Raw genomic sequence first — 20,720 nt, 5'->3', positions numbered from 1 at the left:
ATCTAAAAGTATTCAAAAATGAAAAGAGCAATTAAATTTTATATAGCCACCGTACTCATATTCGCTATGAGTTCATGTGGTGAGCAATTTCTGGAAGTACTTCCAGAGGACAACCCTGTTCTTGATGGGTTTTATCAGAACAAGGAGCAAATCAGAACAGTAACAGCCACGCTTTACGGCCGTCCATGGTTCAATTTCAATGATAAGTTTTCATGGGCAGCAGGCGATGGTTTGTCTGGAGATATGTATCAGGATTATCAGGATGAAGGACAGTTTTTCTTCTTCACTTTTACGCCTGCCAACAGCATTGTTTCCAACTCATGGGCGAGTCTTTACTCCATCATAGCACGTACCAACGTGATTTTGGCAGATATGCCGAGGATCGCCGGTGGCTACGGAGTGTCTGAGGAAGATATCAATGCAGGTTTGGCAGAGGCCAGATTCTTCAGAGGAATGGCTTATTATTTCCTTGCTGAATATTGGGGTGATGTTCCGATTGTGGAAGATCCTGCCTCGATCATAGCTGGAGGTGACTATAAGCTACCTCGAAACACTTATAAGAGTGTTCTTCAGTACACCGCCAACGATTTCGCGTTTGCAGCAGAGCATTTGCCGTCGTCTGATAGTCCCGGGAGAGTAACTTCCTGGAGTGCTAAAGGGATGCTGGCCAAAATCAAATTGACACAGGCATCTGATCTTTCAGACCCTAACTCATCGGCGAATTTTGCAGAGGCTGCAGCCCTTGCCAAAGATGTGATTCAAAACAGTGGTTATGCACTGATGGCCAACTATGAAGACCTCTTCAAGCCCGAAAATGATAACAACTCTGAGTCATTATTTGCGCTGCAGTGGATCTCAGGTGCATGGGGTACTGGAAACAGTCGTCAGGCAGTGTTTGCACGCAGCAGCATCATCACTGGTAACAGTGAGGCCTGGGGTGGCGGCAAATCCATGACCTATGATTATGTAAGAGCCATGGATGCCAATGATGGCAATCTGGATAGCGTGATTTTGGATAAAAGACAACCATGGATCTTCATGACGGTTGGTGATTTTTATCCGGATATGAACACAGACGAAGGTGGTTATCTGTACGAAATAGTGAGTAGAGATGATGATGGTAACCAGCTGGAGTACAAATCTCCCGTTTGCAACAACATCAAGAAATATGTAGTGGGAAGTCAGGATGATATCGGAGCCAGCGTCATCAATCAGGCGTCACCATTGAACCAGTACATGCTAAGACTGGCAGATGTATACCTGATTTTTGCGGAAGCTACCCTGGGGGGAGCCGGAAGCACTACTGATGGTGAAGCACTTGGCTATTTCAATGAGATCAGGGCCCGTGCAGGGTTGAATCCAAGAACTTCCATTTCTTTCATGGACATTCTCACAGAGCGTAGAATGGAATTTGGTGCAGAAGGCATCAACTGGTTTGATGTGAAGCGCTTCTACAGAAGGTCAGCTTCTGATGCAATCGACTATCTGAATGATCAGGAAAGAGCTTACAGAGTGGAGGCCATTGATGGTGCTACTCAGGCTGATGAGAACAACCCTGCATTTTATGAGGCAGTGGAGCCGGACAGCCCGGTGGTCATCTCTCCTGCAGACATGGTGTTGCCTGTTCCTGAAAATGAAGTGGTGGCCAACCCGAGATTGTCAGAGGAGCCTGTAGAGTGGATTTTTGAATAATTCTTGTATTAAAGCGAATTGCAAAATGAAAATTTTAGATAGAAAAATATTCACATTTTTAATCCCGGTGATTTTGCTGGGATTGATGACCGTGACTTCATGTGAAGACAATGAAGGCGGAGAGCCGGTGATTCACTACGTGAGGGTTACCAATCCGGAAAGCTCAGATTCTCTTTTAGTAGGGGCTTTTCTTGGAGACCTGGTGGCCATTATGGGTGAAAATCTGGGCGGTACCCGGGAGATTTGGTTCAATGACCTGGAAGCAGTGATCATCCCGACTTACGTGACCAATACAAGTATATTGGTAAACCTGCCAAGCAGGGCACCTTCAGAAGTGACCAACGACATCAGACTCGTTTTTGCTAATGGATCTGTACTTACACATGAGTTTGTGGTGGAGATTTCTGAGCCGCTACCTGTGGCCATGATCAGCGAGTATGCCCCTGTGGGGTCTACCACTGTGATTACCGGAGACTTCTTTTTTGAGCCCATGTCTGTGACTTTCACAGGTGGAGCAGAAGCCGTGGTAGAGGTAGTAGATCAGAATACCCTTGAGGTGACCATACCTGAGGGTGCTGCATCAGGTCCGTTGACGATCCAAACAAATTTTGGAACTACAGAGACTAGTTTTCATTACAGAGATCAACGCAACATCTTCCTGAATTACGATGACCTGAATGCTGATGGTAGCTGGAGACCGGGTTTGTATGTGACAGACGACCATAGCCTGGATGGTAACTACCTGAAGCTAAGTGGTACCTATAGTGCTGATGCACCTCGTGAGGAGGGACCTTTGGGCGATAATCACTATGAATCCCAGTTTTGGGGTCAGGGAAATGGCCGTCCTGAGGGCAGTCTGATCCCCGGAGAACCTGAAAACTACGCACTGAAATTTGAAGCCAAGATCATCACCTGGAATGCTTCATACCTGAACATCTGCTTTGCGCCTTGGAATAATGGTGGCAACAGTGAGATTTGGAGCAATGACCTCAACCCGAGAGCAGTCTGGGGACCATGGGAGTCTGCAGGCGGAGCTGTGGACTCTGGGGGTGAGTGGGTCACGGTGACCATTCCGATCACGGAGTTCAAATATGATATGAGTACCAATGCCAGTGGCGATGTGGTGTACACAGAGTCTGCCAACAAGTTCAATATGGACAATACGGGTAGTTTGAGCTTCTGGATGCTTGGAGCACCCTCAGCAGACAACTCTCCCTTCGAAATCTACATTGACAATGTGCGGATAGTAGAGCTTTAGGATTCTTAAATAACTATTACAGATATGAAATTGATAAAATATATAAATAGTCTGAACATACTGTCGCTTGCGCTGGTATGCATCCTGGGCACGAGTGGTTTACTTATGTCCTGCGAAGAGGAGGATACCATGGGCAGTGAAGTGGTGCTGTTGAGCTACGGACCATCCGGAGTTCAGCATGGTGACACCATTCAATTCATTGGTTTGAATCTGGATAGGGTATCAGCTATCGTGCTGCAGCCAGAGATAGAAATCACTGATTTCCTGACCAAATCTTCTACTTTGATCGAGATTACTGTGCCTAAGGAAGCGCAAGCTGGTTTGGTAACACTCAGAACCAAAGACGGGGATATTGAAACCAAATCACCTTTGAGTTTTGAGGTGCCGGTGACGATCACTTCTATCACTGCGGAGGCACGCCCCGGGGCTACTATTACAGTGACCGGTGATCTGCTGAACTGGGTTGAGAGTGTTACTTTCAAGGATGGTTTGTTGGTAGAGGAGTTTGTGAGTCAGTCACTGACCGAGTTGGTGGTGGAAGTACCCATGGAAGCTCAGACCGGATTCCTGATCTTTAGCTCAGGCGGTACAGATCCATTGACTTTTGCTTCTGAGAATGAGTTGGTAGTGACTTTGCCTGAGGTGACTTCACTGAGTCCTGAAGCAGTAAGACACACTGAAAACCTGACGATCAATGGTACCGATTTGGACCTGGTTACTTCTATTGGTTTTGGTGGGGACATTACCGTCACCAAAGACAATTTCGTGAGCCAGGCGGCCAGTAAGATTGTTGTGGCTGTACCAGCTTTGACTTTGAAAGGAACACTTACATTGAATCAAATATCTCCTGTAAGTGTGGTGACTTCTCAGTCGTTGTCCATCGTGTTGCCGATAGGCACTGCGGCTGCTCCGGCTGTAGCTGTGCCCGGTGTTGATAATTTGACCATCACGGGTACTGACCTGGACCTCGTGGCTCAGCTTAACCTGCCTTCGGTGGACGCTATTCTAGCGGCTAATTTTGTGAGTCACACCGCCACTGAAATCGTACTCGCAGTGCCTGAGGGAACCAAGTCCGGTGGTATTACTTACACGACCATTCACGGTTACTCTTCCAATTTGGGAGTGAATGTGGTGGTGCCTGGAGAGGGTCCGCCCCCATTGGGTCTTACCCTGTATGATGATGAGGTATTCTTCGGTGGAGGAGACTGGAGTTGGAATACCGAGGTATCTGACAATGCCAGCACCGAGCAGTTCTATTCAGGAGGCAAGTCGTGGAAATTCAGTACAACAAGTGATGGCGGGGTTTCTGCCGGAGGCATGTCGGGTGTTGATGCTACAGGCATGAACGTATTTGCCTTCTCTCTTTATGGAGGCCCGGGTACTGATGGTGCTTCTGTTGCCGCTATTCTTGGTTCGGATGGTGCAGATGTATGGGGCAACTATAATTCGGTAACCATTGCCGAAGGTGAGTGGACTGAGTTCGAAATTGATTTGGCCAACTATCCGGATGTAAATCTGGCAAATGTTACCAGGTGGATTTTCAAAGTAGAGGGCGTGACAGGTACCACCATTTATGTGGATCGTGTTGGGTTTGATCTGGGAGGCCCCAAACCTTTGGCTATAGATATGTTTGATGAGAGTGTCAACTTTGGAGGTGGAGATTGGAGCTGGAATACGGACGTTTCTGATAATGCCAGCACAGAGCAGGCTTATTCAGGAAGTGTGTCATGGAAGTTCTCTACTGCCAGTGATGGTGGGGTTTCTGCCGGGGGTATGACAGGCGTGGATGCCAGTGGCAAGAGCGTATTTTCCTTTGCAATTTACGGAGGACCTGGTACGAATGGAGCTTCTGTAGCGGCCATTTTGGGCGCAGATGGCTCTGATGTCTGGGGTAACTATAACGCGGTGACCATCACAGAAGGAGCCTGGACAGAGTTCAATTTGGATCTGTCTAATTATCCTGATGTGAATCTTGCCAACGTGACCAGGTGGATTTTCAAAGTAGAAGGCGTGACTGGTACCACGATCTATGTGGACCGGGTAGGCTTTAATTAATCATACGAGCCCACATCGGGGATTTGTTCTCCGGTGTGGCTCTTTTATTCCGGTGTTGCCGGAGCAAAATTATCGGTCAGTTTTTTTGACCTGTATTGTTTCTTATCATTGGTATAGTGTGGCGCGTACTGGGGTGTCGCGTCACCTTGCCGATGATTTATGAAAGTCTATTAAGCAGTGACCAGAATGGTCTCTATCGTTGAAGCGGAGGCGAAATCAACCATGTCAATGGGAAATATTATCAGAGGTGCTCGTTTACTTTTTTTTATTTCGATTTTTGGATCGATTGCTGGCTGTATGGTCAAAAGCCAAACCATCGAGCAGGTCACTCCGGACATTCGTATCAATCAGATAGGCTATCTGCAGCATGGTAAAAAGCAGGCCGCAGTAGTAGAACCAGCCAGTACTAACTTTTCCTTAATCAATGCTTCAAATGAGTCTGTTTTTGAAGGAATCTTACTGGAAACAAAATATTGGAATAAATCAGGCGAAAAAATAGCCATCGCCGATTTCAGCGCATTTAATGAGTCGGGCACCTACAGAATCCAATGTGGAGAAACGATCTCACACTTTTTTGACATTTCTCACACTCCTTATCTGGAGCTTATCAAGAATGCCTCCAAGTCTTACTATTACAATCGGGCATCAACCTCGCTTGATCCCCTGCACTCTGGTGTTTATCACCATGAATACGCACACCCGGACACCCTGGTGTATGTTCATGCAAGTGCTGCCTCTGACTCACGACCTGCAGGTACCGTGATTTCTACGCCTTACGGCTGGTACGATGCGGGCGACTATAATAAGTACGTGGTAAATTCCGGAATTGCCACCTATACACTGATCGCGGCATACCAGCACAATGCTGGTCTCTTTGACTCCCTCACCTGGAATGTGCCCGAGAGCGATAATCAGGTGCCGGACTTACTTGATGAAATTTTGTGGAACGTACGCTGGATGGAATCCATGCAGGATCCTGAGGATGGTGGGGTGTACCACAAGACCACCACGGCCAGTTTTGAAAGTTTTGTGGCTCCATCAGAGGCCACCGGTCAGCGCTATGTGGTAGCGAAAGGTACGGCGGCCACGCTGGACTTTGCCGCAGTTTTGGCCAAGTCATCTGTATTATTTAGAGCCACACATCCTGCCTATGCGGCCCGGTTGTTAGACAAGGCCGAAAAAGCCTGGAAGTGGGCCTCCGTGAACCCGAGAGTACCTTTTGAAAACCCCAATGTGGCAGTGGCTGGACATCCGGCCATATCCACCGGAGGATACGGTGATTTGGATTTTCGTGATGAATTCTTTTGGGCTGCTACGGAGCTGTACCTGGCCACAGGCCGGGATATTTACATGAAAGGCATATCCATAGACGATTTTCAGATGTTCAGGGTGCCGAGTTGGGCATCAGTGGAGACTCTTGGTCTCATCTCACTCTCCTCAGCCAGAATGGGGGTTTCAGAAAAACTCAACAAACAGTCCTCGGATCAACTGATGATCATCGCTGACAGACTCATCAATGTTTGGCGAACAGCGCCCTATAAGATCACCCTGGATGAGTTTACCTGGGGCAGCAATTCGGATATCCTCAATCAGGGCATGGTGCTGATCAATGCTTACCGGTTATTTGGAAACCGGGAGTTTTATGAAGCAGCGCTTTCCGGGCTGGATTATGTACTCGGAAGAAATGCTACCGGGTATTGCTTTGTGACAGGAGAGGGGTCCCTGTCTCCGAAGAACGTTCATCACCGCCCATCTGCCTCAGACGGGGTAGAAGCGCCCGTGCCGGGTATGCTGGTTGGCGGGCCCAATGCACGGAACGTAAATGAAGATTGCGGGCGACAGGCCTATGAGGTTACGCATCCGGCAAGATGCTATTTGGATGAAGTATGCAGCTATTCCACCAACGAGGTGGCCATTAACTGGAACGCACCGCTGGTTTATATGTCCAGCACTTTGCAGGCCACCTATCTCCACGATTTTAAATTGTAGATGATTTAGGCACCAGGCAATTGCTTCTTTTGAGCATTCCATATTTCTTGGTTTTCAGAAAAATGAGGTAAATTCATCCCCGACTCCATTTTTTTTGAGTTCATGTGCCAAAAAACTTGCCTATTGAAATGATAAAATGCCTAATACTTGTCGGGGGCGAAAGCTCCCGGATGGGTGAAGAGAAGTACCTGATGGAAGATAATGGTACTCCCCAGTATCAATACCTGTATGAGATGCTTACTGCTCAGGGATACCCAACTTATATTTCCTGCAACGAGCGCCAGAATGAAGTGATCCCGGATACCTATGCTAAACTGGTGGATACCTATGATCAGATCGGGCCCATTGGCGGTCTGGCCACGGCCATTGCGGAGGATGCCAGGTGCAGCTGGCTTGTGGTGGCATGTGACCTCATGGGATTGACAGCTGATGCTGTCACCAGGTTGATTTCGGCCAATGCTCCCGAATATGATATCGTTACCTATCAGCATCCGGAAAGTGGTTTTTATGAGACCACACTTACTATTTATAACCCAGGGGCCTTCATCGTGCTCAAGCGCGCCATCCGAAAGGAAGTGTACAGCCTACAGGATATTTTGAAAAAGTGTCCCACAAAGGCTATCAAAGGAGAAGTCGATTTCTTGGTGAATGTGAACACACGGGAGGACAGAAATACTAGCCGAGGCTCATTTTTGTAAAACCTTCTTTGTTGCCACCGCAAGTAGGGCAGATGTAGTCCGCCCCAATAGTGGTGAAAGGAGTGCCTGGTTTGATTCCAGCTTCCGGATCACCAAATTCACTGTCATAGACCGTTTGGCAGTGTATGCATTGATAGAGTTCCTTTTGGATGTTGTCTATGATGGACTTCACCTTTGGGGAAACCACTTTCTCCTCATCCAGGTTTTCATAATACACCAGACTCAGCTCCAGAATAAGGGACGCCAGTACGGACTTGTGTACATCCCTGGCATAGTAGTGATAGTCTGTGAGGTTAGGGTTGAAGTTTTTGCTGAAGAGAATGTTGTAACTCTCTGATACGCCGTTTTCGGCCTTTTCTATAACCACCGACGTGAAAAGAATGATGTCTGGTGAGGTCTTGATGGTAAAGGTGAGTCCGTACGTGCTGATGTCTTGCTTGTCCAGTTCCCGGATCAGATAAAATTTCAGATCCAGGGCTTCCTGATCCAAAGCTGGCAGGTGCCAGTTGAGCTCCAGGGAACTGTGGCGCAGGTTCATGCCAAATTTACCCATGAGCTTTTCCCATCCGATTCTATCTTTTTCAAAAATCCCTTTGATAACAAAAGATTTCCAGGGTGTGAGGGTCACTTTCCCCACTTCCGTTTCGATACACCGCTCCATGATGGCTTTCAGGGTGGGAATCCGATACTTGTTGTCACGCCAGTAGAGTCCCAGCCAGTATTTTCCATCGGCCAGTCGGTTGATGCCCTCGTAATAAGGAAAATGAGGTTCCGGCAGCACCAGATTTTCTGTTACCGGCTGGGTATTCATTTTCACATTATCTGTGAGGTAGGTGAATATTTCCTGGTACGTGGCTGCCTGTTCCTGCAGGTTTTCATGCTCAATGGCCTGAGCCACTTTCACCAGGTCTTCGGTATATACCAGCAGCGGCATTTGCCAGGGTGTATCCTGTATGTGTTTGAGGCGCAGGTATACATACCAGTAGTTTTCGAGGTTGGAGGCAATGAAGTTGACCTGCCCCGTAAAGAGTGGTACCAGACTTTGCGAGGGGTCTACCACATTTACCCTGAGCCGCGTGCGGTAATCAAATCCGTTGAGGATGTAGTGGTAAATGTGAGAGGCCAGCCATTGTTTTCCGGGCAGAATATCCTGGGAGACATAGGAACTCAGGATGTTCTGGTACTCGAAAGTGTTGATTTCATATTCGGTGTGAATAGATTGGAACGTTTCATCCAAAATGGCCTTGCTTTTCTCCTTGGCAGCAAAGAGAATGTCTTGTCTGGATCCAAAGTGAAGATGGGAGGCACCCAGCTTTTCGGCTACCAGGAGAATTTTCAGGAAGTCTCCCGGCGAGATAATCCCCCCTTTCACAAATATTCTCACTAAGTCTTTTACCTGCATATCTGAAATGCTAATTACCAGAAAAGATGGAACAAAGATACATTTATGTGACCGCCTCCAAAGACCGATCGATTAATCGTTTGACTTCTGATTTGCAGCTACCACAGCCCAGGCCGGCACCTGATGCCTGACAGAGTTTGTTCAGGGTGTCATTCCCCAGAGCGATTGATTCAAGGAGGTTTCCTTCGCCTACGTTGTTGCAGGAGCAAACCAGCTTCCCTTTCACAGGCTCGGGAGTGCCACCGGAGCGGAGAAGTTGCAGGCGCTTGTCAGAGAGCTCTGTGCCGCTCTCTATCAGCTCTTTGTATTCGGCAAATTCAGCCTTATCTCCCATCAGAATTGTGCCCACGAGCTTGTCGTTGTGAATGATGCACTTTTTGTAGTAGAGGGCTTCCCGGTCCAGAAAGGTAATCTCACTGTAGTTTTTCCCATTGACGGGTATCTCCGGGGTGCCCACTGAGCAAAGGTCCAGACTGGGGAATTTCAAAATGTTCATAGGAGTGGTGCCTGAATAATGGTGGGAGGGGTCACCGGCCAGATAGCGCGCGCAAATATCAGCCTGCTGCTCTGCAGCCGCTGTGATGCCGTTCATTCTTTGGTTGTGTTCGGCAATTTCGCCCAGTGCGAAGATGTCGGGATCACTGGACTGCAGGTAGTCATTTACCTTCACGCCACGGCCGCATTTTAGTCCCGCTTCGATGGCCAGCTGTGTATTAGGTCTGGTGCCAATGGCATACACCACGGCATTCATCAGGAGGCTATTGCCACTCTTGAGGGTGACCTGAAGGAGCTGCTCTTCGTTCTCAGTGATGTCCACCACTTCATCGTTGGTAAATATGCGCACACCCAGGTCCTGCACATATTCACGCAGCATCGCGCTGGCCATGGGATCCAGCTGACGTTCCATCAGTCGGGAGCCGAGTTGTACGATGGTACCGCTCACCTGCATTTCAGTAAAGGCCGCTGCCAGTTCCAGCCCCAGGAGGCCACCTCCGATGACCAGTACATTGCTGCCCGGACAGAGTTGTTTTTTGAGGTCATCGGCATTTTCCCTGTCTCGCATGGTGAAGACCCCGGGTAGGTGCATCGGGGCATTGGGCGGGATAAACGCCCGACTACCAGTGGCCATGATCAGGAGGTCATAGCTGTGCGTATCGCCTCGGTCATCCACGAGGGTTTTGTCCTCTCTGTTGATCCTGGTGATGGGATTGGCAGGATGCAGGTACAGGTTAAGTGCTTCCAGCTCTGCCTCCGTGTATTTCACCAGGTCTTCCCATTTTTTGGTTTCGTTCACATAGTCAGGAAGGAGTACCCGGTTGTAAAAGGGCCATTTCTCTTTGGAGAACACGTGGATTTCGTCTTCCTGATTGAAATCCCTGTAAGTATTGACAAAGCGATAGGCGGCTGCTCCGGCTCCTATGACCACTATTTTCCTTCGGGGAATCAGATGACGCAGCACCTCCACAGCCGAAAACTTGAATCCCGGCTGTTTTGATTTTGGATCCACTACCTCACTCGTCAGGTTGTTGGCTCTGGACAGGTCGATGTTTAGTTTTTTACCCCAATGCATGGGCAGGAATACCACACCCTTCTTAATGCTGGAGGTGACTTTGGCGGCCACCTGTACATCGCCCCGGTCGTTGTAGATCCGTACCGGATCCCCATCTTTGATGTCCCGAAAATCAGCATCATCGGGGTGTATTTCCAGAAATGGTCGATCGATGTGTTTTTTGAGTTTAGCTACCTTTCCTGTTTTGGTCATGGTGTGCCATTGGTCTCTGATCCTTCCGGTGGTGAGGATCAGAGGATAGTCTTCAGAGGGTTCCTCATGCTCCGTTTGGGCGCCAGCCCCAAGGATGTTGGCTCTTTGATCCGGCGTGAGGAATTTTCCGTTTTCGAAAAGTCGGGGGGTGCCGGGATGGTCACTGGAAGGTACCGGCCATTGAATGGATCCGGCACTCTTCAGCTTGTGATAAGAAAGTCCTGAAATGTCGATGCTGGTACCTTTGGTCAGGCGGGTATATTCTTCATAGACCTCAGCAGGACTCTGAAAATCAAAGCCATGGAAGTCCATTGCTTTCGCAAAACGAATAAGAATTTCACTGTCAGGAAGGGCCATTCCTGGTGCTTCCACGACTTTTGAAAGGTGAGAGATCCGCCGCTCGGAGTTGGTCATGGTCCCTTCCTTCTCCAGCCAACTGGCCGCAGGCAGGAGCAGGTCTGCATATTGGGTGGTGTCGCTTTTTCTGGAAATGTCCTGCACGATCACAAACTTGGCTGCTTTCAGGGCCTCGTCCACCAGCCGGGCGTTTGGCATGCTCACTGATGGATTGGTACAGATGATCCAGATGGCTTTCATCTTGCCAGATTTCAACGATTCAAACATCTCTGTGGCCGTAAGCCCGGGCTTTTCCTGAATGGTATCCACTCCCCAGAAGTCGGCAACTTCCCTGCGATGTGCCGGGTTAGCCAGGTTGCGGTGTGCTGCCAGCAGGTTCGAGAGCCCGCCTACTTCCCGCCCGCCCATGGCGTTGGGCTGACCGGTGAGTGAGAAGGGCCCACTGCCGGGTTTTCCGATTTTTCCGGTGATCAGACTCAGGTTGATCAGCGCCAGGTTTTGGTTGACCCCTGTGGTGCTTTGGTTGAGCCCCATGGCCCACATGGTGATGAAGCCTTTGGACTGACCGATGATCCTGGCGGCCTCAATGATGGAGTCAATGGGCACCCTGCAAATGGCAGCGTATTCCTGCATGGATCTGGACTTGATCTCATGGGCGTATGATTCGTATCCGTTGGTGTGCTGCTGGATGAAATCCTCATCCACCATATTCTGCTCTATCAGGTACTTGCCTATGGCATGAAACAGAAACATGTCTGTGCCCGGCTGGACCTGCAAATGCAGGTCCGCCAGACCACAGGAATCGGTTACCCGAGGATCTACTACGATTATTTTTACATGGGGATTGTCGGCTTTGTGTTTTTCTATCCTTCTGAAAAGAATGGGATGACACCACGCGGGGTTGGCTCCGGCAATGAAGATGCAATCGGATAATTCTATGTCTTCATAGGAGATGGGCACCGTGTCATCTCCCAGTGTTTCTTTGTACCCCACCACGGCAGAGCTCATGCACAGTCTGCTGTTGGTGTCTATGTTGTTGGTGCCCAGAAATCCCTTCACCAGTTTATTGGCCAGGTAGTATTCTTCTGTGAGGCACTGACCAGATACGTACAGTCCGACGCTATCAGGCCCATGTTCTTTGATGAAAGTTTTGAAAACGGCCGCAGCTCTGCCGATGGCGGTATCCCAGCTCACCTCCGCCATGGGGTGGCGTCTGCTCCAGCGCATCTCCGGCTTCAGGAGGCGGTCACTCTGATCCATCACAGTGTAGTGCAGGTTCATTCCCTTGGAGCAGAGCATGCCTTTGTTCACAGGATGTGATTCGTCCCCTTTCACCTTCAGGCGACCCTTTTTGTCTTTGGAGACCACTATGCCACACCCCACTCCACAGTAGGAGCATACGGTCTTATGTGATTCTTCCCTATTATGTGACATGTGGATATTCTTTAGGTTGATTAAATGGCCTCTGCCAGTTCTGGTTGAAGTTCCTTTTCGATGGTCGCCTGCCTGGATTCCTTTTTGGCAACGACCTCAGCACGTTTGGAAAACCGAACAAGGAATGACGAAAACGAAACCCCCAGGACAATGAAGCCGAGCACATAGAAAGAATCGGTCCATTCCAGACCGGTGAGCTGCTTTTTGAACAAAAGCATCCCGGCCACCGCACCGGCATTGCCACCTGCGCCTACAATACCCGAGACCATGCCCAGTGCTTTTTTATTGATAAATGGCACCACGCTATAGGTGGCGCCTTCACTCATTTGTACAAAGAGGCTGAAGAAAATGAGTGAGCCAATAATCAGGGGAATGGTATCCATTCTGGAAAAGAGTATGAGGGCGAGGCCTTCCATGAAGAGCGCCACGAACAGCCACTTTACCCGGCCATTGAGCCCTCCGATTTTACCAAAGCGATCTCCAAAATAACCACCGAGGGATCGGGCGAAGAGGTTCATCAGTCCAAATAAACCTGCGATCAGACCAGCGGTCTTAATGTCCATGTTAAAGTAATCGGTAAAGTACAAGGCCGCTTTGGAGTTAACGATGAGTTCCACCCCAAAGCAGGCACCATAGATGAGAAAGAGTACCCACACCCTGTGGTCTTTCAGTACTGTCCCGATAGAGGCTTTTGCCTCGCTTTTCTTTTTGGTGATGTTGTGCAGGTCTTTGTAGTTGCCTTCCGGTGTATCCTGAGTAAACCGGTAATAAATAATGCCCATGATAAAAAGGAGTACACCAGGACCAATCATGGCATACCTCCAGGCCAGGTGCTCTGCGCCTACGTAGGCCAGTACCCCGGCGAAGACCATGGGCATGACCTGCTGAGTCACTCCGCCACCCAGGTTTCCCCAGCCTGCCGTGGTGGCATTGGCCGTACCGACCACATTGGGCGCAAACATCACCGAAGTGTGAAACTGCGTAATGACAAACGCAGCGCCAATGGCTCCGATAAACATGCGGGCGATCAGAAATTGCTCATAATTTTGGGCCATTCCGATCATCATGACCGGAATGGAACCCAGGATCAGTAACCATGTATAAGTGATTCGAGGGCCTATACGGTCACATAACCAACCTATAATCAACCGCATGAAGACTGTGGAGGCCACAGCAATCATGTTGGTATTTACAATTTGATCGGTGGTGATGCCCAGGTCATCGCGAACGATTGAGAGCATGGGCGCAATGCCAAACCACCCGAAGAAACAAAGGAAAAACGCCAGCCAGGTAAGGTGAAATACCCGCATATTGATGGTGCTGAGGTTAAAGAGTTCAATGCTTTTGGCTTTTCCTGATTTGGTGAATTCCATACTAAAATAATTACGTAGTTCAGATGTTTTTCAAAACTACGTAATTACCTAGAATAATTAAGTAATAATACGTAAATTATTTACGTAAATTCTTTTCAGCTTACGTGTGAGGGTTTTAGGGAGCTGAGTCGAGGGGAATCCTGACAGGTTTCCACAAACCTGTCAGGACTTTAGATGGGTTCACATTCAATGATTCAAAAAATTCAGCAAATACGCCCGGTAGTCATAGTACTCGGGATGTTCCAGTACAGCCTTGCGGTTTCTGGGTCGCTCAAATGGAATGGTGAGCTCATCACCGATTTTGGCATAGGGGCCGCTGGTCATCATGATCACCCGGTCGGCCAGGAAAATGGACTCATCCACATCGTGTGTGATGGCCACGGCCGTTATTTTTTCTTTTTGCCAGATTTCCAGCAGTACATCCTGCAGCTCTCCACGGGTGAGGGAGTCCAGCATACCGAAGGGCTCGTCGAGGAGGAGTACTTTAGGTTTAAGCGCAAAAGCCCTTGCAATGCCCACCCGCTGCTGCATGCCCTGGGAGAGGTCGGTGGCACGTTTGTGAAAGTCATTGCCCAGACCCACCTTGTCCAGGTAGTACTTGCAGATTTCCTCTTTTTCGGCTCTGGAGGCACCGGGGAATACCTGTTTCACACCGATCATCACGTTTTGCATGGCTGTGAGCCAGGGCAGAAGGCTTGGCGACTGGAACACTACCGCTCGGTCTGGCCCGGCATCCCGCACCTGGTCGTGATCCACATAGATGTTGCCCCCGCTGATGTCGTTGAGTCCGGCGATCATGGTGAGCAGTGTGGACTTACCACAGCCGGAGTGCCCGATGATGGAGACAAACTCCTCCTGCCGGATGGAGAGCTGAAGGTCGTCCAGCACCACATAGTCGCCTTTGGGTGTGGGATAAACTTTTCGGAGGTTTTCGCAGACCAGCATGTTGGGCCTTTCGGCGGTCTCCGGCGCATATTCGATGGTGTCTTTCAGTTGTGCTTGCATGGTGGTGTTTTTTAGAAATATTTGACGGCTTCTTTTTTCTTTTTCTTTCTGAAAATGACCCGGCCGGGCATGGTAGGCTTGAGGTCGGGCAGAATGTATTTCTGATCACTCACCTGCCTCCGGGTGGCACCCACTTCTATGAGGTATTCCAGGATTTCGTTTCTCAGCTTTTTGTATTCAGGATCCTTATTGATCTCGGTGACATCCCGCGGCCTGTCAAAAGGCACGCTAAACTCCGGCCCCAGCGTCGCTTTTGGTCCGGGTGTGAGCGGGATGATCCGGTCAGCCATGAGTATCCCTTCGTCCACATCATTGGTGATGAGGATGGCTGTTTTTTTGTCCTGGTTCCAGATTTTGATGATTTCTTCCTGCAGCGAACCCCGCGTGAGTGCGTCGAGTGCACTGAGTGGCTCATCCATGAGCAGAATCTCAGGGTTCATGGCCAATGCCCGCGCCACAGATACCCGCTGGCGCATGCCACCGGAGAGCTCGGCGGGTTTTTTGTCCCGCGCGGGAGTGAGGTTCACCATGTCGATGTATAGGTCTACATGGGCGGCACGCTCTTTTCTGGAGAGGTGGGTGAACACCTCATCCACGGCCAGTTTCACATTGCTATAGACGGATAGCCATGGCAGGAGGGAGTAGTTCTGAAAGATTACCCCCCTGTCGGGCCCTGGGCCGGTGATGGGTTTTCCATGAAGGAGTACTTCCCCCTTGTCGGGAAAAAGCAGTCCGTTGATCAGGTTGATCAGGGTGGTTTTTCCGCTTCCGGAAAATCCCACGATGGCTACAAATTCGCCTTCATTCACCGAAAGGTTGATGTCGGAAAGAACGTCGATCCGCGAAGGGCCGGTTCCAAACGATTTGGATACATTTTTTAAATCCAGTAGTGCCATGGCTATGCGATTCCTTTGTTGAAACTCATAAGATTTTGAACGCTGAGCATGATTCGATCCAGCAAAAAACCGATCAGGCCGATGATGAACATGGCCACGATGATTTTGGCATTGGAGTCATTGGCACCATTCTGAAACTCTTCCCATACGAAGGACCCGAGCCCCGGGCTCTGGGCCAGCAGTTCGATAGCGATCAGCACCATCCAGGCCACCGATACAGTAATGCGCAGCCCTGTGAATATCAGGGGTAGCGAGGCAGGCAGGATGATTTTGAAGATGTTTTGTGCGATATTGAGCTTCAGTACTTTGGCTACGTTGATGTAGTCTTTATCCACAGTGGCCACGCCCATGCTGGTATTGACGAGGGTTGCCCACATGGCACAGAGGCCCACGCTGATAAACGAGATAATAAAGGACTTGTCCATGCTGGGATCTGTGATGACCGTTTTCACAATCATAAAAACCAACAGCAGCCATACGACCGGAGATACGGGCTTGAATATTTGTATGAGCCAGTTGAATGAAGTCCGGAGGGAATTACTAAGGCCCATAATGATGCCGATGGGCACTGCCACCAGCATGGCGAGCAGGCACCCGGCAGCCACCGTTTTCAGGCTGGTGCCCACCTGGTCAAGGAAAGAGGGCCGTCCCGTGTAGGTGATGGGCGCGAGGCCCTGTGCTTCCCGCTGGGCGTTGGTTTCGGATACACGGGCTTCAAAGTCTGATTTCTTTTCGGCTATGGCCAAATGATCCTGCCACAGTGCCAGGTAGGCCTGGTAGACCTTGGTGGGTGAAGGGAGGGTGTTGGGCTGGCAGGACACATCACCCGAGGCGATGCACTCCTCCATGGCTGTAGCGGCGGCTTCACCCTGCTCTTGGCGGGCTTTTTCTATGCGTACTTCAGCCTCACTATTGTAGAGGGCTGTGGCCCCAATGTGCCAAAGGCCGATGAACAGAACGATTGAAAATAGGGGCAGGAGGGCTTTTTTGGCAAAGAGCTTGCCATTCCTGGCGGGCTCTTCACCACTGAACAGACGGATCAGGGGCTCCAGAAACCCAAGCCCGAGGAATCGGATGGTTTTGATTGATTTATTTTTCATTGCGTTGGTGTAATTCGTGAGATATGAGCGCTGGTGGTGAGGGCCGGACGAACCAAGCCCTCAAGACACCAACGTCTTTGTTTTTATGTTTTGTCACTCAGAGGAGTGATGAATGATGTTGGTTACAGACTTTCGTCTTTGTTACCAATGCCGAAGCTGTTGATGTAGCCTATCGGGTCCTTACCGTCGTAGGTAGTGCCATCAATGAAATCACTGGTAGCTGGCTTATACCCGTCCGTTTCAGGAATGTCCGCAGCGGGAATCTTGCCTTCTTCGGTGAGTAGTTTGGCGGCCTTCGACCAGATGTCAGGGCGGTAAATGTCCCTGATGGTGCTGTGGTACCAGTCGGCAGGTTTGCGCTCCGGTATTTGGCCCCATCTTCGCATCTGGGTCAGGAACCAGATGCCGTCTGAGTAGAATGGATAAGTGGCGTTGTACCGGTAGAATACATTGAAATCCGGCATGCTGCGTTTATCACCTTTTTCATACTCGAAAGTTCCCGTCATGGAGTTGGCAATCACCACTGAATCCGCACCCACGTAGGCGGGCATGGAAAGGATGCCTACCGCCTTAGGTCTGTTTCCCGGTGTATCGAGCCATTTGGCTGCTCTGATGAGGGCTTTGGTGACCGCTACAGCGGTATTGGGGTTCTCTTCCACAAACTTTTTGGTCATCACAAACACCTTCTCGGGGTTGTTTTTCCAGATGTCGTAGTTGGTGACTACCGGTACACCGATGCCCTTGAACACCGCCTGCTGGTTCCATGGTTCACCTACACAATAGCCATAAATGGTGCCGGCTTCCAGTGTAGCAGGCATTTGCGGCGGGGGAGTTACCGAAAGGAGCACATCTGCATCTACTTGCCCCTGAATGTTGTCAGCGGTATAGAGTCCCGGGTGGATGCCCGCAGCAGCCAGCCAGTACCTGATCTCATAGTTGTGTGTGGAAACAGGAAACACCATGCCCATTTTAAAAGGACGACCTGCGGTTTTGAATTCCTTAACCACCGGAGCCAGGGCATCTGCTTTGATCGGATGAATGGGTTTCCCGGCTTCATCTACTGGTACATTGGGTTTCATTTTCGACCATACCTCGTTGGAAACAGTGATCCCGTTGCCGTTGAGGTCCATGGAGAATGGGGTCACCAGCTCCGCCTGACGGCCAAATCCGGCACCCGCAGCTATGGGCTGACCTGCCAGCATGTGAGAGCCATCGAGCTGGCCGTCTATGACCCGATCCAGGACGTTTTTCCAGTTGGATTGCGCCTCAATGGTGACGAAAAGGCCTTCATCTTCGAAGTAGCCCAATTCCTTGGCGATGGCCAATGGTGCCATGTCCGTCAATTTGATGAAGCCGAAAGTGAGCTGTGGCTTCTCAATGAGCAGGGCAGAAGTACCGGATTCTGTACCTGAAACCACGTCAGTACTTTGATTTTTTGCATCACTGCCTGAGCAGGAGGCCAGCACAGCGGCCGCAAGTAAAAGGAGTAGATGATTGGTTAGTTTTTTCATAGTTCTGATTATTTAGAAGTGAAGAGTGTAGGCTTAAAGGTGATCATGGTCCAGGCCCAGCACTGCAGCGCACTTTTGTCGCCGCCTCTGAGCGCCTCCATGGTGTCGGATGCAAACATTTGCGAATAACCGAGGTTCCAGACCACTCCGCCCTTGAGTTTTTTGATGAAAACCAGATCCACCTCGGTGCCCATGGTTTTGGAGAGCTCCTGACCTTCCGTGTCCAGCTGAGTAGACCCGGTCATGAATTGATGAATGTTCGTTTTGAGCGCTCCGCCGCCCACATTGAAACTGGTTTTCAGGTACAGATCCGTGACACCCACGGAGCCATTGGCGGGCCCCACAAAGAAGTAATCCATATAGCCATTGTGCGCGTGGTTGGTGCCAAAGTCCGGGCTGAAGGCCGTGAGGTCTGTAGAGGGATCATCATCGTCCTTGCCGGAGATATACTCCACACCAAAGGTGAGCGGCGTGACCGGAGTGGAGAAGGTGGCGTTGATACCTGCCAGCAGGGCATTCACTTTGTTTTTACCCAGTTCGCCGGTTTGATAGTAGAAGTCTCCGGCCAGACTGATGCCCGCCAGCTTTTTGGAAGCTACTACACCCCAGGTCTGCTTGAAAGAAACCGTGGTATCGGCATTTTGATAACCGGCATTGAATGCCAGCAGGGAGAGTGATCCATTTTCAAATCCTTTATTGAAGTATCCGTATTGGAAGGTTTTGTAATTGCCACCTACGCTATAATATCCTGCTCCGGGCCCCTGTAGGAAGGCCTGCTCCGGCACATCATCATCCTGATTGTAGGCCAGCCCAAAGTGAAGTTTGGTCTTGTTTTGCTCGTACATAAGGAGGAGCGCATCGTGTCTGCGGCCCTGCTGAGCCCACTCCAGCCCACCGATGAACCTTTGATTGTCATAGGAGATGATCTGACGACCCACTTTGACTGAAAGACTATTGGTGAAGTAGTACTGTCCCCAGGCTTCACTCAGAAAGGTTTTGCCATATTCTTCTTTGAAAATCTGGGTGGTTTCTCCCCAGATGCGGACGTCCTGAAAGGAAACTCTGAATTTGAAAGCAGAATCTGCATAGTCCAGGTAAAGACGCGAACGTTGCTCCGTGAAAAATGAAGCGTCTTTTGAATCCTCGGTAAGGGTTTTAAATCCATTTCTGAATTCAGTACGTGGACGCACCTCCGCAGAGATGGTCATTTGCGCAGTTACCTCCATACAGGACAGGGCGACAATTAGCGCGATTAGGTAGGTCGTTTTTTTCATGGTCTTGGTTTGTTTAGCTTTTCAATTGCTACGTAATTAAACTAAGTATTATTACGTATTTATTGCAAACGTAGACCCTGAGGTAATTATAATTGCTGTTGAGCAGGCAGGTTAAATCATTCTTTTATCACATAAAAAAACCTGCGGTTTGGCAGGTTTATATGATTAAGTGTCAGTATTTGTGCGGCTTAGCTGTCAATAAAATAATTGTGTTCCGAAATTTCCTTTCTAAGTAATTCTACGTCTTTTATGTGAATCCTTTTACCCGGCGTTTCTATTAACCCGTCTTTGCGCAGGCCGGAGAGCGTTCTGATGACCTGCTCTTCGGTGGTGCCGGCAAAGTCTGAGATCTCCTTGCGTGACAGCTGTATGTTGATGATGCCTTTCGTATGCCCGAATTTGCGGTTGATGTACAAGAGTGCATCTATTACTTTCTCGCGCACGGTCATCTGGGCGAATTTCTTCACCTTGGCTTCACTGCGGTTGAGCTCCTCGGCATAGAAGGTCATCAGGTCGTAAGTGAGGGTGGGTACTTCCATCAGCATGGCCTTCATGGTTTCAGTAGAGAAGTTGCACAAGGTGGTTTTTTGGAGTGCTACGGCACTTATCTGATAAAAGTGACCCGCACCAAATCCCCGATGGCCGATGGTTTCACCATTCCCGGTAAACCGGACAATCTGCTCTTTGCCATAGAGCCCGGTTTTGGCCACTTTTACCTTGCCTTCACGGATGAAGTAAAGGCCATGAACCGGAGCCCCCTCAATGATAAAATTCTGACCTTTCTTGCATACCAGGGTTGATTTCTTTTCAAGATAGGCATGCATCTTATCGAAGTGATAGTTCTTTTTGATGATGCATTGCGCGTTAGTACAGCTTAAGCAATCCATAACAGGGAGCCTTTAGTGTGTAAGTAA

The 20,720-nt window shown here is 49.6% G+C and carries 14 protein-coding genes; 5 read left to right on the top strand and 9 right to left on the bottom strand.

The features are described 5' to 3' along the window. The first annotated feature begins 18 nt into the window (after positions 1-18). The 5 genes from RIH33_RS21370 (at position 19) to RIH33_RS21350 (ending at position 7,692) form a co-directional block, all read left to right on the top strand. Positions 19-1,692, top strand: coding sequence for a RagB/SusD family nutrient uptake outer membrane protein (locus tag RIH33_RS21370; protein WP_406651571.1), 1,674 nt, complete (start codon positions 19-21; stop codon positions 1,690-1,692). 25 nt (positions 1,693-1,717) lie between these two features. Next, positions 1,718-2,950 (top strand): glycan-binding surface protein, encoded by a 1,233-nt coding sequence (locus tag RIH33_RS21365; protein ID WP_406651570.1) that lies wholly within the window; start codon positions 1,718-1,720, stop codon positions 2,948-2,950. 24 nt (positions 2,951-2,974) lie between these two features. Further along, entirely contained in the window at positions 2,975-5,005 is a 2,031-nt protein-coding gene (locus RIH33_RS21360; protein WP_406651569.1) for a hypothetical protein, read from the top strand. A gap of 297 nt (positions 5,006-5,302) precedes the next feature. After that, positions 5,303-6,994, top strand: coding sequence for a glycoside hydrolase family 9 protein (locus RIH33_RS21355; protein WP_406651568.1), 1,692 nt, complete (start codon positions 5,303-5,305; stop codon positions 6,992-6,994). Between the two features lie 128 nt (positions 6,995-7,122). After that, positions 7,123-7,692 carry a molybdenum cofactor guanylyltransferase gene (locus RIH33_RS21350; protein WP_406651567.1) on the top strand — a complete coding sequence of 190 codons (570 nt, stop codon included), beginning with the start codon at positions 7,123-7,125 and terminating at the stop codon, positions 7,690-7,692. Here the strand turns inward: RIH33_RS21350 and RIH33_RS21345 are convergent. The 9 genes from RIH33_RS21345 to RIH33_RS21305 form a co-directional block, all read right to left on the bottom strand. Continuing rightward, a complete protein-coding gene (locus RIH33_RS21345) occupies positions 7,670-9,094 on the bottom strand; it encodes a rubredoxin (RefSeq protein WP_406651566.1) in 1,425 nt (474 codons plus the stop codon). The two genes, RIH33_RS21350 and RIH33_RS21345, sit on opposite strands and share 23 nt — an antisense overlap. A gap of 43 nt (positions 9,095-9,137) precedes the next feature. Further along, on the bottom strand, positions 9,138-12,647 hold the full coding sequence (locus RIH33_RS21340) for a molybdopterin-dependent oxidoreductase (protein WP_406651565.1): 3,510 nt from the start codon (positions 12,645-12,647) through the stop codon (positions 9,138-9,140). Positions 12,648-12,667: 20 nt separating this feature from the next. Continuing rightward, the gene (locus RIH33_RS21335) at positions 12,668-14,020 is read right to left on the bottom strand and encodes a NarK family nitrate/nitrite MFS transporter (protein WP_406651564.1); all 1,353 of its coding nucleotides are present in this window, start codon (positions 14,018-14,020) and stop codon (positions 12,668-12,670) included. Between the two features lie 186 nt (positions 14,021-14,206). After that, positions 14,207-15,025, bottom strand: coding sequence for an ABC transporter ATP-binding protein (locus RIH33_RS21330; protein ID WP_406651563.1), 819 nt, complete (start codon positions 15,023-15,025; stop codon positions 14,207-14,209). A gap of 11 nt (positions 15,026-15,036) precedes the next feature. Continuing rightward, positions 15,037-15,921, bottom strand: a complete 885-nt coding sequence (locus RIH33_RS21325) for an ABC transporter ATP-binding protein (RefSeq protein WP_406651562.1) — start codon at positions 15,919-15,921, stop codon at positions 15,037-15,039. 2 nt (positions 15,922-15,923) lie between these two features. Continuing rightward, positions 15,924-17,021 carry an ABC transporter permease gene (locus tag RIH33_RS21320; RefSeq protein ID WP_406651561.1) on the bottom strand — a complete coding sequence of 366 codons (1,098 nt, stop codon included), beginning with the start codon at positions 17,019-17,021 and terminating at the stop codon, positions 15,924-15,926. 122 nt (positions 17,022-17,143) lie between these two features. After that, complete coding sequence (locus RIH33_RS21315) at positions 17,144-18,532, bottom strand: CmpA/NrtA family ABC transporter substrate-binding protein (RefSeq protein WP_406651560.1); 1,389 nt, start codon at positions 18,530-18,532, stop codon at positions 17,144-17,146. An 8-nt stretch (positions 18,533-18,540) separates the two neighbouring features. Next, a complete protein-coding gene (locus tag RIH33_RS21310) occupies positions 18,541-19,806 on the bottom strand; it encodes an alginate export family protein (RefSeq protein ID WP_406651559.1) in 1,266 nt (421 codons plus the stop codon). 188 nt (positions 19,807-19,994) lie between these two features. Continuing rightward, on the bottom strand, positions 19,995-20,693 hold the full coding sequence (locus RIH33_RS21305) for a Crp/Fnr family transcriptional regulator (protein ID WP_406651558.1): 699 nt from the start codon (positions 20,691-20,693) through the stop codon (positions 19,995-19,997). Positions 20,694-20,720 lie beyond the last annotated feature (27 nt).

It is taken from the genome of Marinoscillum sp. (genome assembly GCF_040222955.1).
Taxonomy (GTDB): Bacteria; Bacteroidota; Bacteroidia; order Cytophagales; family Cyclobacteriaceae; genus Marinoscillum.
This window is presented reverse-complemented; position numbering and strand designations above follow the sequence as displayed.